Raw genomic sequence first — 14158 nt, 5'->3', positions numbered from 1 at the left:
GAGGACAGAGCTGATCCATGCAATTGACCCCTCGCCCCCGGCTTCGGTTCTTGCTAAAGACGGCGCTGCCGAGTGCGGCTGGCGGTGATCGCGGGCGTGCTGGGAGGATGCGGGTGTGGCGAAATTGGCAGACGCACCAGATTTAGGTTCTGGCGCCGCAAGGCGTGGGGGTTCAAGTCCCTCCACCCGCACCATCGAAACGCGATTTCCGGGCTATTGCGACTGAGTTTCGCACCCGGCTTGCGAGCGACTGAATTACCCCTTACGTCGCCGTGAAAGCTTTGCTAGAAGGCCCGCAAAGTTGCGCCAGGTTCCGGCTTGGCGTCGTATGTCTATTGCGCGAAAGCGCCCTGAAGGTTGAGGAAGGATATCCCCGAATGCTGGTCACCGAGACCCTGAAAGACGGCCTTAAGCGCGGCTACACCATCACGGTGACGGCTGCCGAACTGGACGCCAAGGTTCATGAAAAGCTTCTCGAAGCGCAGCCTGACGTCGAGATCAAGGGGTTCCGCAAGGGCAAGGTGCCGCTGGCGATCCTGAAAAAGCAGTTCGGCACGCGCCTGATGGGTGATGCGATGCAGGACGCGATCGATGGCGCGATGAAGGGCCATTTCGACGCGACCGGCGACCGTCCGGCGATGCAGCCTGACGTCAAGATGGTGGGCGGCGATGCGTGGAAAGAGGGGCAGGATGTCGTGGTCGAGATGACCTATGACGCGCTGCCGCCGATCCCGGAAATCGACGCGGGCAAAATCAAGCTGGACCGTCTGGTAGTGAAGGCTGACGAAAAGTCGGTCGACGAGGCGCTGGCGAACCTGGCGTCAACCGCGCAGTCGTTTGACGACCGCAAGAAGGGCGCCAAGGCCAAGGACGGCGATCAGGTCGTGATCGACTTCAAGGGTTCGGTTGATGGTGAGCTGTTCGAGGGCGGTTCGGGCGAGGATTATCCGCTGGTGCTGGGATCGAACTCGTTCATTCCGGGCTTTGAAGCGCAGCTTGTGGGTGCCAAGGTCGGCGACGAGGTTTCGGTGAACGTGACGTTCCCGGAGGCTTACGGTGCCAAGCATCTGGCCGGCAAGGCTGCGGTCTTTGCCTGCACGGTGAAAGCCGTCAAGGAACCGAAGCCCGCCGAAGTGAACGACGAGTTGGCCAAGAAATACGGCGCCGAGGATCTGGCCGCACTCAAGGCACAGATCGCCGAGCGGCTTGAGGCGGAATACAAGGGCGCTGCCCGGTCGGTTATGAAGCGCGCGCTGCTGGACCAGCTGGACGGCATGGTGAAGTTCGACCTGCCGGCAAACCTGGTGGACGCCGAGGCTGGGCAGATCGCCCACCAGCTTTACCACGAAGAGCATCCCGACGATCACGGCCACAACCACGGTGCCATCGAGACCACGGACGAGCACAAGTCGCTGGCCGAGCGCCGGGTGCGTCTGGGCCTGCTGCTGGCCGAGATCGGCCGCAAGGCCGAAGTGACCGTGACCGACGCCGAGATGACGCAGGCCGTTCTGGCCGCCGCGCGCCAGTATCCGGGGCAGGAACGCCAGTTCTTCGAATTCGTGCAGAAGAACCCGCAGATGCAGCAGCAACTGCGCGCGCCGTTGTTCGAGGACAAGGTTGTCGACCACATCGTTGGTCTGGCGAAGGTGAACGAGAAGACCGTTTCGAAGGAAGACCTCCAGAAGGCCATCGAGGCGCTGGACGAAATCTGATCCGCCACCACATCTGGTGTTGGGGCCGCGCCGGAAGGTGCGGCCCTTTTCTTTTGCCGATGACCGTATCGGGGGCGGAAAACCCGGTCTGCAAAGCGTCTGGCACACGTATGGCAGGTGTATGGCAGCCGGCGGTTCCGTAAAGGCGTGCCAAAGACGGCCCATTTCCATTTGACAAGGGTCGTGCTTCGTTCGATCATCGGGTTCGAAGGTACTGCCTTCAATTTCCCTGAAATCAATGGTCGACCGAAGCCGCAAGATGCATGTCTTGTGCTCTGCGACGGTGTTGGCCGCTTGGAGGACGCATGTCCAAAGTCGAATTGGCTCGGCAGTTTGCCGAGGCCGCCCATAGTGGGCAAACCCGGAAGGGCGCGGGCCGCGAGCCTTACATCAACCATGTCGTCGAGGTGGCCACTCTGGTTGCCCGGTTCGGCGGTAGCGAGGCGCAGGTGATGGCTACATGGTTGCACGACACGGTTGAGGACTGTGGAGTGTTGCCAGCAGAGATCGCAGAGCGCTTCGGAGATGAGGTCGCGGCGCTGGTGGTGGAAATGACCGACGACAAAAGCCTGCCCAAGGCCGAGCGCAAGGAGTTGCAGGTCCGAAACGCGCCGCACAAGACGGATGCGGCGGCGCTGATCAAAATCTGCGACAAGCTGTCGAACATCCGGGCGGTCGGGGCTGCGCCGCCGTTGCATTGGCCGGTGGAACGGCAGATGGCCTATCTTGATTGGGCGGACGCGGTGGTCAGCCGTTTGCCCGGCGGTGCCGATCCGGTGCGCGAGGCGTTTGCCGATGCGCTGGCCTTGTCGCGCAAGGCGGTCGCCGCGCGCGGCGCTTGACCAAAGAAAAAACCGCGCGAGTTGCCCCGCGCGGCTTAGGTAGATGTCCTGGCCTGCGATCAGTCGCGGGTGAGGTCTTCGCCGTCCTGGGCGGCACCCATTTCGTCGAAGAGTTCCGCAATCTCGAACTCCGCAGCAGCTTCGGCCTCGGCGGCGAGTTCCTGGATCGACTTGCCCGACGCCTGCAGTTCGGCTTCTTCAACCGAGCGGGCGACGTTCAGCTTGATCTTCACCACGACTTCCGGGTGCAGAACGGCCGACACGGTGTGGATGCCGAGGTCCTTGATCGGGCGGTCGAGCACGATCTGGCCACGGTTCACGGTGAAGCCGGCTTCGGTTGCAGCCTCGGCCGCGTCACGGGTGGTGACGGAGCCGTAAAGCGCGCCCGCGTCGGAAGCCGAGCGGATCACGACGAACATCTGACCGTCGAGCTTTTCGCCAACGGCGGCCGCTTCTTTGCGGGTCTCGAGGTTCGTTGCTTCAAGCTGGGCTTTCTTGGCTTCGAACGACTTGATGTTGCCGTCGTTGGCGCGGAGAGCCTTGCCTTGCGGCAGGAGGAAGTTGCGCGCGTAGCCGTCCTTGACGTTGACGACTTCGCCCATCTGGCCAAGCTTGGCCACGCGTTCCAGAAGGATCACTTGCATGTCATGTGCTCCTTATTTCACGGCGTAGGGCAGCAGGGCGAGGAAGCGCGCGCGCTTGATGGCCTGAGCCAGTTCGCGCTGCTTCTTTGCCGAGACGGCGGTGATGCGGGACGGAACGATCTTGCCGCGCTCGGAGATGTAGCGCTGCAGCAGACGCGTGTCCTTGTAGTCGATTGCCGGTGCGTTGTCGCCCGAGAAGGGGCAAACCTTGCGGCGGCGGAAAAACGGTTTGTTCGCCATGTTGTGTGTCCTCTCTCAGATCAACGACGCGGTGCGCCGAACGACGGACGCTCGCCACCGAAGGACGGGCGTTCGCCACGGTCGCCGCCACGATCGGGACGGTCGCCGAACGACGGGCGTTCACGGCGTTCGCCGCCGAAGCCGCCACGATCACCACGGTCGCCATCACGCTCACGCTCGTCACGCTTCTGCATCTGGACCGACGGGCCTTCGTTGTGCTTGTCGACCTTGATGGTCAGGACGCGCATGACGTCGTCGTGCAGACGCATCAGGCGCTCCATCTCCTGCACGGCAGCGGCGGGCGCGTCCGATTTCAGGAGGGCATAGTGGCCCTTGCGGTTCTTGTTGATCTTGTAGGCCATCGTCTTGACGCCCCAGTACTCGTTTTCAACGACTTTGCCGCCGTTGTCCGCGAGGACGGTCGAGAAGTGTTCGATAAGGCCTTCGGCTTGCGCGTTGGACAGGTCCTGACGCGAAATGAAAACATGCTCGTAAAGCGGCATGCGGTCTCCGTTCCGTTTCGGGCGCGCTTCATAGGACGGGCTTTGCCTTGCAGGCGGCCAGTCCACGAGGGGCAGCGCCGGATAAAGGGACTGCCTGCAAGGATGGGGCCTTATACAGAGTGGGCCGCGCGATGCAAGGGGAAGGGTGGCAGAGTGACGGCATCGGTGACACGCGAGATTGCGAAGCGTGGCGTGTCGGGCTATCCCGGAGAAAACAGGGGAGAATGGCATGAGCCGCGCATTCGTATTTCCAGGTCAGGGGGCGCAGACGATCGGGATGGGCCGGGCGCTGGCCGAGGCCTATCCGGCGGCGAAAGCGGTGTTCGACGAGGTCGACGCGGCCTTGGGGGAGACCCTGTCGCGGCTGATCTGGGAGGGCGACATTGCGGAGTTGACCCTGACGAAGAATGCGCAGCCGGCGCTGATGGCGACCTCGATCGCGGCGCTGAGGGCGCTGGAGAGCGAGGGGATCGGGCTGGAGCATGTGGCCTTTGTGGCCGGTCATTCGCTGGGCGAATATTCGGCGCTGTGCGCGGCGGGGAGTTTGAGCCTGTCGGATACCGCGCGGCTGTTGCGCATCCGGGGCCAAGCGATGCAGGAGGCGGTGCCGGTCGGGGTGGGGGCCATGGCGGTGCTGCTGGGCCTTGATTTCGAGGCGGCGGTCGCGGTGGCGGCGGAGGCGGCGCAGGGCGAGGTCTGTCAGGCGGCGAACGACAACGATCCCGCACAGGTGGTGGTTTCGGGTCACAAGGCGGCGGTCGAACGCGCGCTGGAGATCGCCAAGGCCAAGGGGGCCAAGCGTGCGATGCTGCTGCCGGTGAGCGCGCCGTTCCATTGCGCGCTGATGCAGCCGGCCGCGCATGTGATGGCCGAGGCGCTGGCCGCGGCGGTGATCAACGCGCCAAAGGTGCCGATCGTGGTCAACGTGCGGGCCGAGGCGGTGACGGAGCCGGACCGGATTCATGATCTTCTGATCGCGCAAGTCACGGGATCGGTGCGCTGGCGGGAAAGCGTCCTGTGGATGGAGCGGGCCGGCGTGACCGAGTTCTGGGAGATCGGCGCGGGCAAGGCCCTGTCGGGGATGATCAAGCGCACGGCGGACGGGGCGGTGACGCGGGCTGTGGGCACGCCCGAGGACGTGATCGCGGCGAAGGGCTGAGGGTACTGCGCGGGGCAGGCGCCGGGGGGCTTCGCGCCCCCCGGACCCCCTGCGGGATATTTGCGGACAGATGAAACGGGAAGGTGTGGCGATGTTCGATCTGACGGGGAAATGCGCGCTGGTGACTGGCGCTTCGGGCGGGATCGGCGCGGAGATCGCGCGGGTGCTGCATGGGGCGGGGGCGACGGTCGCGCTGTCGGGCACGCGGGTCGAGCCTTTGGAGGCGCTGGCGGCGGAATTGGGCGGGCTGGCGCATGTTTTGCCGTGCAACCTTTCGGTGCCCGCCGAAGTTGAGGGGCTGGTGAAGCGCGCGGGCGAGGCGATGGGGGCGGTGGATATCTTGGTCAACAATGCCGGGATCACCCGCGACGGGCTGGCGATGCGGATGTCGGACGAGGACTGGGCCGCTGTCATCGACGTGAACCTGACGGCCACGTTCCGGCTGTGCCGGGCGGCGATCCGGGGGATGATGAAGGCGCGGTGGGGGCGGATCGTCAACATATCCTCGGTGGTGGGGACCACGGGCAATGCCGGGCAGGTGAACTATGCCGCGTCGAAGGCCGGGATGGTCGGCCTGTCGAAGTCGCTGGCCGCCGAGGTGGCAAGCCGGGGGATCACGGTGAATGCGGTGGCGCCTGGGTTCATCGAGACGGCGATGACCGACAAGCTGAACGAGGCGCAGAAGGCGGCGATCCTGGGCGTGGTTCCGGCGGGGCGGATGGGCCGGCCGGAAGAGATTGCGGCGGCGGTGCTGTATCTTTCGTCGCCGGAAGCGGCCTATGTCACCGGGGCCACCTTGCATGTGAACGGTGGGATGGACATGGTGTGATGGCGCGTTTCCGGACCGTGTCTGGAAACAGTTTGCCATGCGGCGCGGCCCTTGCTATAGGCGCGCAGGAAATCGCCCTGAGACGGGCATCTTGAGACAAGGCGGGCGTTGCCCGCACCACAAAGAGGAACGGACATGAGCGACATCGCGGACCGCGTTAAGAAGATCGTCGTCGAGCATCTGGGCGTCGAAGAGGACAAGGTCACGGAAACGGCCTCGTTCATCGACGATCTGGGCGCTGACAGCCTTGATACGGTCGAGCTGGTGATGGCGTTCGAGGAAGAGTTCGGGATCGAGATTCCGGATGACGCCGCCGAGACCATCCAGACCTTTGGCGACGCGGTGAAGTTCATCTCGGAAGCTGCCTGAGTTCATACGCCCTTATCGGGTAGTGAAAGGCGTCCCTTGCGGGGCGCCTTTTGCATTTCGTGCCTTGGCACGGGGAGGCGCCGCGCCTTTTGACGGTTGTGGATGCGGGAGGGTTTCGCACTGTCCCGCACCCTCCCGTGGGATATTTGTTCAAAGAAGAAGGGTTTAGGTCGACGGGGAACGGTGGGCACCGAGCGGGGGATATTGCGCGGGTGGCGGAGAATGGCCGCCGCGCGGGGGGGCTCTGCATCGCTTGCCTTGCCACCTTGCGGGCGGCGCGGGCAAAGTGGGCGCGAATGCAAGGAGGCGGCAATGGCAAGTCTGGGAGCGATGTTCGGGGGCGGCGACGGCGAGACTTTCCTTGGCCTGCCGCGCTGCCGGGACCTGAGCCGGGTGCAGGCGGGGGCCGTGCTGATCGGGGCGGATGGGTGCACGCCTTACCCGAGCGTGGGGTTTTACTGCGCGGGCGGGCCGCGGGCGATCCGGGCGGCGGGGGCGGCCTATGCGGCAAACCTTGGGCACATGAACTTTGACCTTGGCGGGCCGGTGTTTCCGGGGCGGGTGACGGCTGTGGATGCGGGCGACCTGCCGCAGGACGAGGCCGATCCGGTGGGCAACCGGGCGCGCATCTTCGGTGCGGTCAGCCTGATCCTGGATCGGGGCGCGGTGCCGGTGCTGATCGGTGGCGACGATTCGCTGCCGATTCCAATGCTGGAAGCCTATGGTGCGCGGGGCAAGACCTTCACCATCCTGCAGATCGACGCGCATATTGACTGGCGCGACGAGGTGGGGGGCGAGCGGCTGGGCCTGTCGTCGACGATGCGTCGAGCCAGCGAGATGGGGCATATCGAGCGGATCGTACAGGTGGGAAGCCGAGGCACCGGGTCTGCGCGGGTATCCGATGTGCAGGACGCGCTGGACTGGGGCGTGAGTTTCGTGCCCGCGGGTGAGGTGGCGCGGTCTGGTGTCGGGCGGGCGGTGGACCTGATCCCGGCGGGGGCCGAGGTGATCATCTGCCTTGATGTCGATGCGCTGGACCCCAGCGTGATGCCGGCGGTGATCGGGCGGACGGCGGGGGGGCTGAGCTACTGGCAGGTGCTGGAGCTGATTGCCGGGGTGTCGGAGAAGGCGCGGATCGCGGGGGTGGACATGGTGGAGTTCATGCCGTCGCGTGATGTGGACGGGTTGGGCGCCGGGCTTGCGGCGCAACTGTTGGCGGCGGTGCTGGGCGTGCTGGCGCGGCAGGGCTGAGGGCGCGACAGGTTTGAGGGGGCGTGCGGCGGGCAGGGCGGGATCGGAGGGTTTCACACCCTCCGAACCTCCCGTGGGATGTTTTCGCAAAGAGGAAGGCAGAGCGCTGGCACGCATCGCGCCGCCGGTACGGGCCGGGTTTGGTTGCACGCCAAAGGCGGGGCGTGTATCACCGATTTCAGCCTAAGGATGGGGGTTTTCGGATGCGTCGTGTCGTGGTCACAGGTCTGGGAATGGTGACGCCGCTGGCGTGCGGTGTCGAGGCGACCTGGGAGCGATTGATTGCCGGGCAATCGGGCGCGGGACCGATCACCAAATTCGACGCGTCGAATGTGGTGACGCAGTATGCCTGCGAGATCCCGCGGGGCGATGGCACAGGCGGCACGTTCAATCCGGATGACTGGATGGAGCCGAAGGACCAGCGCAAGGTTGACGATTTCATCCTTTACGGCATGGCGGCGGCGGTTCAGGCGGTACGCGATGCGGGCTGGGACGATATTTCGGAAGCAGAAAAGCTGCGCACCGGGGTGATGATCGGGTCCGGGATCGGCGGGCTGACCTCGATTGCCGAAACGGCGGTGCTGATCAAGGAAAAGGGACCGAAACGGGTGAGCCCGTTCTTCATTCCCGGGGCGCTGATCAACCTGGTCTCGGGGCAAGTCTCGATCCGGTTTGGTTTCAAGGGCCCGAACCATGCGGTTGTGACGGCCTGTTCGACGGGTGCGCATGCCATTGGCGATGCGGCGCGGCTGATCCAGTGGGGCGATGCCGACGTGATGGTGGCAGGGGGCGCGGAGAGCCCGATTTCGGAAATCGGGATTGCCGGGTTCAACGCCTGCAAGGCCTTGTCGACCAAGCGGGCGGATGATCCGACGAAGGCCAGCCGGCCCTATGACGCGGACCGCGACGGGTTCGTGATGGGCGAGGGGGCGGGGGTCGTTGTGCTGGAGGAATACGAGCACGCGAAGGCGCGCGGGGCGAAGATCTATGCCGAGGTGCTGGGCTACGGCATGTCGGGCGACGCCTACCACATCACCGCGCCGAGCGAGGACGGGGACGGGGGCTATCGCAGCATGGAGGCTGCGTTGAAGCGGGCGGGGCTGGCGGCTGGCGATGTGGATTACATCAATGCGCATGGCACCTCGACGATGGCGGATACCATCGAGTTGGGGGCGGTCGAGCGACTGCTGGGCGATGCGGCGGCGGGGGCGGTGATGAGTTCGACGAAATCGTCGATCGGGCATTTGCTGGGCGCTGCAGGGGCGGTGGAGGCGATCTTCTGCATCCTTGCGATCAGGGATGGCGTGGCGCCGCCGACGATAAACCTTGATAATCCGGCGGTGACGCCGAAGCTGAACCTTGCGGCGAATGCTGCGGTGCGGCGGAAGATCGACGTGGCGCTGTCGAACTCGTTCGGGTTTGGCGGCACCAATGCGAGCCTCGTTCTGGGCAAGGTGGCGGGCTGATGTGGCGGTCGGTCGCCTCGAACGCGCTGACGCTGTTCATCGTGATCCTGATCGCGGCGGCGGCGCTGGTGGCCTGGGGGCGCAACGAATTTTCCAAGGTTGGGCCATTGGACGTGCCGATCTGCCTGCAGGTGGAGCGGGGGGCCAGCCTGAGCGCGGTGAGCCGCACGCTGGAAGATCGCGGCGCGGTCACGGATGCGCGGATCTTCCGGATCGGGGCGGACTATTCGGACAAGGCGGATGACCTGAAGTTCGGGTCGTACATGGTGCCTGCCGGGGCGTCGATGGCCGAGGTGCTGGACGCGATCACGGCGGGGGGCGCGTCGACCTGTGGGCGGGATGTCAACTTCCGCATCGGTGTTGCTGCGTTTGACGTGGTTTTGAGCGAGCTGGATCTGGCGACCAACAGTTTCGTCGAGGTGGTGAAGTTCGATCCGGCGGCGGGCACAGTGCCTGAGCCCTATGTGCAGGCGAGCGAGGACCCCGATCTGCGTTACCGGGTGACGGTGGCGGAAGGGGTGACGAGCTGGCAGGTGGTCGAGGGGCTGAAGCGGGCGGATTTTCTGGCGGGCACGATTGAAGCGGTTCCGCCGGAAGGCTCGCTTGCGCCGGGGAGTTATGAGGTTGCGAAGGGGTCGGACCGGGCGGCGCTGATCGCGGCGATGAGCGAGGCGCAGGCGGCGACGCTGGCGGCGGCGTGGGAGGGCCGGGCGCAGGGGCTGCCTTATGAGACGCCTGAGGAGGCGTTGATCATGGCGTCGATCGTGGAGAAGGAAACCTCGATCCCTGAAGAGCGCAGGCAGGTGGCAAGCGTGTTCGTCAACCGGCTGGAGCAGGGGATGCGGTTGCAGACCGACCCGACGGTGATCTACGGGGTCACCAAGGGCGAGGGCGTGCTGGGGCGGGGGCTGCGGCAGAGCGAGCTGCGCCGCGAGACGCCGTGGAATACCTATGTGATCGACGGGCTGCCGCCGACGCCGATTGCGAACCCCGGGCGGTTGTCGATCGAGGCGGCGTTGAACCCGGATGCGACGGGCTATCTGTTCTTTGTGGCCGATGGCACGGGCGGACATGCCTTTGCCGAGACGCTGGCCGAGCATAACGAGAACGTCGCCCGCTGGCGCGCGATCGAGGCGGCGCAGGGGGCCGCAGACGAGGGCGGCGTGCAGGGCGAGTGATGCGCGACGCTCGCGATGTCGCAGCGGGTTTGCGGGGCGTCTATGAGCGGCAGGCAGCGCATTGGGATGCCACGCGGTCACGCGGGCTGCACGAGCGGCGGTGGCTGGATCGGGCGCTGGCAATGACCGCGCCGGCTAGCCGCGTGCTTGACTTGGGCTGTGGTGCGGGCGAGCCGATTGCATCGTATCTGGTGGCGCAGGGGCGGCGGGTCTGGGGCGTGGATTTTGCCGCGCCAATGATTTCCTTGGCCAGATACAGACTGCCGGACGAGCGGTGGACTGTGGCCGATATGCGCAGCCTTGAACTGGGCGAAGAGTTTGCCGCGATCATCGGGTGGGACAGCTTCTTTCACCTGACGCCGCCGGAGCAGGTGGCGCTGATCCCGCGGCTGGCCCGGCATCTGGCACCGGGCGGCGCGCTGCTGCTGACGGTAGGACCCGAGGCGGGTGAGCCGTTGGGTGCGGTTGGCGGCGAGGCTGTCTATCATGCGAGCCTCGCGCCAGAGGGGTATCGGAGCGTTTTGGCGGCGGCGGGCATCGACGTCGTGGCCTTTGTGCTGAACGACCCGGATTGTGCAGGACGGTCCGTTCTGCTGGGGCGGCGTGGTTAACAAGCGGTAAACGGTGAGTTCTCCAAGCCATTGCATTCATTGGATTTTTTGCTTGACTTGCCGCGCGGTCCAAGGTAGAGATCACGGCATGCTGATAGAAATGTGAGAGCGGCCCCGGGGCAACCGGTTGGCCGCTTTTTTCATGTTTCGCTCGTGCGGGGCTGCATGAGGGGTGGCGAAGGCAGATGACAATCAGGCTCTCCGACGGAGACGCGGTGCCGGACGATGTGCTGGCAGTGGCGGATGATTTGTACCGGATGGCGGCGGAGGAGTTGTATCGCACGATCCAGGCGATCCGCACCGGGCAGATGAGTGAAGTGAAAGCTGCGCAGACAGCGGTGCGCGACCTGCGCACTACGGCGCTGCAAGTGCTGGAAGAAAGGACCAAAGTTGACAAACTCCGCAAGCAGATTGCCGGGCATGTCGGAGCCGGGGGTGCCCTCGACTTTGACGCAGCGCGGGCTGAAATCGGGCGCCGCCTGGCTTGCCTCCGCGACGCCGGAGGACGTGACTGAATTCCTTGGCGCGCTGGACGAGAACGCACTGCTGTCCTTGCCGTGGCTGTTCGAGTTCTGGGCGCTGCCGCATCAGATCCCGCCGCGCGGCGCGTGGAAAACCTGGGTGATCATGGGCGGGCGCGGGGCGGGAAAGACCCGGGCCGGTGCGGAATGGGTGCGCGCGGAGGTCGAGGGCTCGGGGCCGAACGATCCGGGCCGGTCGCGGCGGGTGGCGCTGGTGGGCGAGACGGTCGATCAGGTGCGCGAGGTGATGATATTGGGCGAAAGCGGCATTCTGGCCTGCTCGCCGCCTGACCGGCGGCCGGAGTGGCACGCGAGCCGCAAGCTGCTGGAATGGCCGAACGGGGCGGTGGCGCAGGTGTTTTCGGCGCATGACCCGGAAAGCTTGCGCGGGCCGCAGTTCGATGCGGCCTGGGCGGACGAATTGGGCAAGTGGAGGAAGGGCGGCGAGACCTGGGACCAGTTGCAGTTCGCGCTGCGCCTTGGGAAGACGCCGCGGCAGGTGGTGACGACGACGCCGCGCAATGTGGGGGTGTTGAAGGCGATCCTGAAGAACCCCTCGACCGTGATCACCCATGCGCCGACCGAGGCGAACCGGGCCTATCTGGCGGAATCCTTCCTGACCGAAGTGCAGGCGCGGTTTGGCGGCACGAGCCTTGGGCGGCAGGAGTTGGACGGGCTGCTGATCGAGGAGACCGAGGGCAGCCTGTGGTCGATGCCGCTTCTGGACGGGCTGCGGGTCGATACGCTGCCGGAGGTGACGCGCGTCGTGGTGGCGGTCGATCCGCCGGTGACGTCGTCGAAGCAGAGCGACGAGTGCGGGATCATCGTGGTTGGTGCCGATACGCGGGGCGATCCACGGCAGTGGCGGGCGGTGGTCTTGGAGGATGCGAGCGTCCGGGGCGCTACGCCGGAGGGCTGGGCGCGGGCGGCGCTGGCGGCGATGGACCGGCACAAGGCGGACCGGCTGGTGGCGGAAGTGAACCAGGGCGGCGATCTGGTGGAGCGGGTGGTGCGGATGATCGACCCCCTGGTTCCCTATCGCGCGGTGCATGCCACGCGGTCGAAGATGCTGCGCGCCGAGCCGGTGGCGGCCTTGTACGAGCAGGGAAGGGTGACGCATGTGCGGGGGCTGGCCAAGCTGGAAGCTCAGATGTGCCAGATGACGGTAACAGGCTGGAAGGGTGCCGGCTCACCTGACCGGCTGGATGCGCTCGTGTGGGCGCTGACCGAGTTGATGGTCGATCCGGCAGGGCAGGTCGGGCGACCGATGGTGCGCTCGCTGTAAGGGGCGGAGCCTCCGGCGGGGATATTTTCGGACAGATGAAGGCCCTTCGGGGTGTGAGTTCCAGCCTGTTGCGGGCCGGGGCACGGCGGGGCTTTGCCCGAGGATGAGGGAGCGGCGGCGATGGTGTTTGATTTCTTGAGAAAACCGGTGGTTGCGGTGCCGGAGCAGAAGGCCTCGGCCACCGGGCGGGTGGTGGCGTGGGGCTCGTCGGGGCGGGTGGCATGGAGCCCGCGCGATGCGGTGACGCTGGCGCGGACCGGGTTTCAGGGCAACCCGATCGGGTTTCGCGCGGTGCGGCTGATTGCCGAAGCGGCGGCTGCCTTGCCCCTGGTGTGTCAGGATGCGGAGCGTCGGTTCGAGGCGCATCCGGTGCTGGGGCTGCTGGGTCGGCCGAACGGGGGGCAGGGGCGGGCGGAGTTTCTGGAGGCGGTGTACGGCTATCTGCTGTTGGCCGGGAACGCCTATGTCGAGGCGGTGCCGGGGGCGGGAGCCTTGCCGGGCGAGCTGCACGTGCTGCGCGCCGACCGGATGAGCCTGGTGCCGGGGGCGGATGGCTGGCCGGTGGCCTATGATTACACGGTCAGCGGGCGGTCGCACCGGTTCGACGTGACGGGTGCAGTGAGCCCGATCTGCCATATCCGCAGTTTCCATCCGCAGGATGACCACTATGGGTTCTCCCCGATGCAGGCGGCGGCGGTGGCGGTGGATGTGCATAACTCGGCGAGCGCCTGGTCCAAATCGCTGCTCGACAATGCGGCGCGGCCGTCGGGGGCGATCATCTACAAGGGGGCTGACGGGCAGTCGGCCCTGAGTTCGGACCAGTATGACCGGCTGGTGAGCGAGATGGAGAGCCACCATCAGGGCGCGCGCAATGCCGGGCGGCCGATGCTCTTGGAGGGCGGGCTCGACTGGAAGCCGATGGGGTTCAGCCCTTCGGACATGGAGTTCCAGAAGACCAAGGAGGCGGCGGCGCGGGAGATCGCGATCGCCTTTGGCGTTCCGCCGATGCTGATGGGGATACCGGGGGATGCGACCTATGCCAACTACCAGGAGGCGAACCGGGCGTTCTACCGGCTGACGGTGTTGCCGTTGGTGGGCCGGGTGATGGGGTCGCTGTCACACTGGCTGTCGGGGTTCACGGGGGAGTTGGTGGAACTGCGCGCGGATCTGGACCAGATCCCGGCGCTGGCGGTGGAGCGCGACCAGCAATGGGCGCGGGTCGGTGCGGCCGACTTCCTGACCGAGGCCGAGAAGCGGATGATCCTTGGGCTGCCGAAGATCGCGGAGGGCGAATGACGGCGCCGGGGCGCAAGACCGAGGGTGGGTCACGGTTCGTCTACGACAGTTTCGATGCGGCGGCGGCGCGGATTGAGGCCAACGAGCGGGTGGCCGAGGAGCGCTGGGCGGCGCTGGACTTCCGGCTGGGGCTGATCGACGCGAGCCTTGAGCGGCTGGAAAAGCGTATCTGGCTGGGGGTTTACGGGGTGGCGGCGTTTCTTTTGTCGCAAATGGCGGAGGCGGTGATCAATGCGGCAACGAGGTGAGGCG

16 protein-coding genes and 1 tRNA gene are annotated in these 14158 nt (G+C 66.0%); 14 read left to right on the top strand and 3 right to left on the bottom strand.

From position 1 onward, the window contains the following. Positions 1-109: 109 nt before the first annotated feature. From ACROUL_RS14480 to ACROUL_RS14470, 3 genes are all read left to right on the top strand, one after another. Positions 110-194 (top strand) — tRNA-Leu (locus ACROUL_RS14480). A gap of 183 nt (positions 195-377) precedes the next feature. Continuing rightward, a complete protein-coding gene (gene tig, locus ACROUL_RS14475; protein WP_431300164.1) occupies positions 378-1712 on the top strand; it encodes a trigger factor in 1335 nt (444 codons plus the stop codon). A gap of 305 nt (positions 1713-2017) precedes the next feature. Then, a complete protein-coding gene (locus ACROUL_RS14470) occupies positions 2018-2554 on the top strand; it encodes an HD domain-containing protein (RefSeq protein WP_431300163.1) in 537 nt (178 codons plus the stop codon). Between the two features lie 59 nt (positions 2555-2613). Here the strand turns inward: ACROUL_RS14470 and rplI are convergent, their stop codons facing one another. The 3 genes from rplI to rpsF are packed head-to-tail and all read right to left on the bottom strand — an operon-like array spanning position 2614 to position 3941. Continuing rightward, complete coding sequence (rplI, locus tag ACROUL_RS14465; protein ID WP_431300162.1) at positions 2614-3198, bottom strand: 50S ribosomal protein L9; 585 nt, start codon at positions 3196-3198, stop codon at positions 2614-2616. Positions 3199-3210: 12 nt separating this feature from the next. Next, a complete protein-coding gene (gene rpsR / locus ACROUL_RS14460) occupies positions 3211-3438 on the bottom strand; it encodes a 30S ribosomal protein S18 (RefSeq protein WP_103256213.1) in 228 nt (75 codons plus the stop codon). A 20-nt stretch (positions 3439-3458) separates the two neighbouring features. After that, a complete protein-coding gene (gene rpsF, locus ACROUL_RS14455) occupies positions 3459-3941 on the bottom strand; it encodes a 30S ribosomal protein S6 (protein ID WP_431300161.1) in 483 nt (160 codons plus the stop codon). 229 nt (positions 3942-4170) lie between these two features. Here rpsF and fabD point away from each other — a divergent pair, with 229 nt between their 5' ends. From fabD to ACROUL_RS14400, 11 genes are all read left to right on the top strand, one after another. Continuing rightward, positions 4171-5100 carry an ACP S-malonyltransferase gene (fabD, locus tag ACROUL_RS14450; protein WP_431300160.1) on the top strand — a complete coding sequence of 310 codons (930 nt, stop codon included), beginning with the start codon at positions 4171-4173 and terminating at the stop codon, positions 5098-5100. Positions 5101-5191: 91 nt separating this feature from the next. After that, positions 5192-5929, top strand: a complete 738-nt coding sequence (gene fabG / locus ACROUL_RS14445) for a 3-oxoacyl-[acyl-carrier-protein] reductase (protein ID WP_431301315.1) — start codon at positions 5192-5194, stop codon at positions 5927-5929. A gap of 135 nt (positions 5930-6064) precedes the next feature. Beyond that, positions 6065-6298: an acyl carrier protein gene (locus ACROUL_RS14440; RefSeq protein ID WP_305569707.1), complete on the top strand. Its 234-nt coding sequence runs from the start codon at positions 6065-6067 to the stop codon at positions 6296-6298. A 312-nt stretch (positions 6299-6610) separates the two neighbouring features. Next, positions 6611-7549, top strand: coding sequence for an arginase family protein (locus tag ACROUL_RS14435; protein ID WP_431300159.1), 939 nt, complete (start codon positions 6611-6613; stop codon positions 7547-7549). Positions 7550-7752: 203 nt separating this feature from the next. After that, positions 7753-9015 (top strand): beta-ketoacyl-ACP synthase II, encoded by a 1263-nt coding sequence (gene fabF, locus ACROUL_RS14430; RefSeq protein ID WP_431300158.1) that lies wholly within the window; start codon positions 7753-7755, stop codon positions 9013-9015. Beyond that, a complete protein-coding gene (mltG, locus tag ACROUL_RS14425; RefSeq protein ID WP_431300157.1) occupies positions 9015-10193 on the top strand; it encodes an endolytic transglycosylase MltG in 1179 nt (392 codons plus the stop codon). Before fabF ends, mltG begins: the two co-directional genes overlap by 1 nt. Next, positions 10193-10804: a class I SAM-dependent methyltransferase gene (locus tag ACROUL_RS14420; RefSeq protein ID WP_431300156.1), complete on the top strand. Its 612-nt coding sequence runs from the start codon at positions 10193-10195 to the stop codon at positions 10802-10804. The genes mltG and ACROUL_RS14420 overlap by 1 nt, the downstream gene beginning before the upstream one ends. Positions 10805-10989: 185 nt before the next feature. Next, complete coding sequence (locus ACROUL_RS14415) at positions 10990-11319, top strand: hypothetical protein (protein ID WP_431300155.1); 330 nt, start codon at positions 10990-10992, stop codon at positions 11317-11319. Then, on the top strand, positions 11312-12610 hold the full coding sequence (locus ACROUL_RS14410; protein WP_431301314.1) for a DNA-packaging protein: 1299 nt from the start codon (positions 11312-11314) through the stop codon (positions 12608-12610). Before ACROUL_RS14415 ends, ACROUL_RS14410 begins: the two co-directional genes overlap by 8 nt. A gap of 120 nt (positions 12611-12730) precedes the next feature. Further along, positions 12731-13906, top strand: coding sequence for a phage portal protein (locus ACROUL_RS14405; RefSeq protein ID WP_431300154.1), 1176 nt, complete (start codon positions 12731-12733; stop codon positions 13904-13906). Next, positions 13903-14154: a GTA head formation protein, RCAP_rcc01685 family gene (locus ACROUL_RS14400; protein WP_305569699.1), complete on the top strand. Its 252-nt coding sequence runs from the start codon at positions 13903-13905 to the stop codon at positions 14152-14154. The genes ACROUL_RS14405 and ACROUL_RS14400 overlap by 4 nt, the downstream gene beginning before the upstream one ends. The last annotated feature ends 4 nt before the right edge of the window (positions 14155-14158 follow it).

Source organism: Tabrizicola sp. BL-A-41-H6 (genome assembly GCF_050632395.1).
Classification (GTDB): Bacteria; Pseudomonadota; Alphaproteobacteria; order Rhodobacterales; family Rhodobacteraceae; genus JAUYQR01.
The sequence above is the reverse complement of the archived record's forward strand: the minus strand, read 5'-3'. Positions and strand labels throughout refer to the sequence as shown.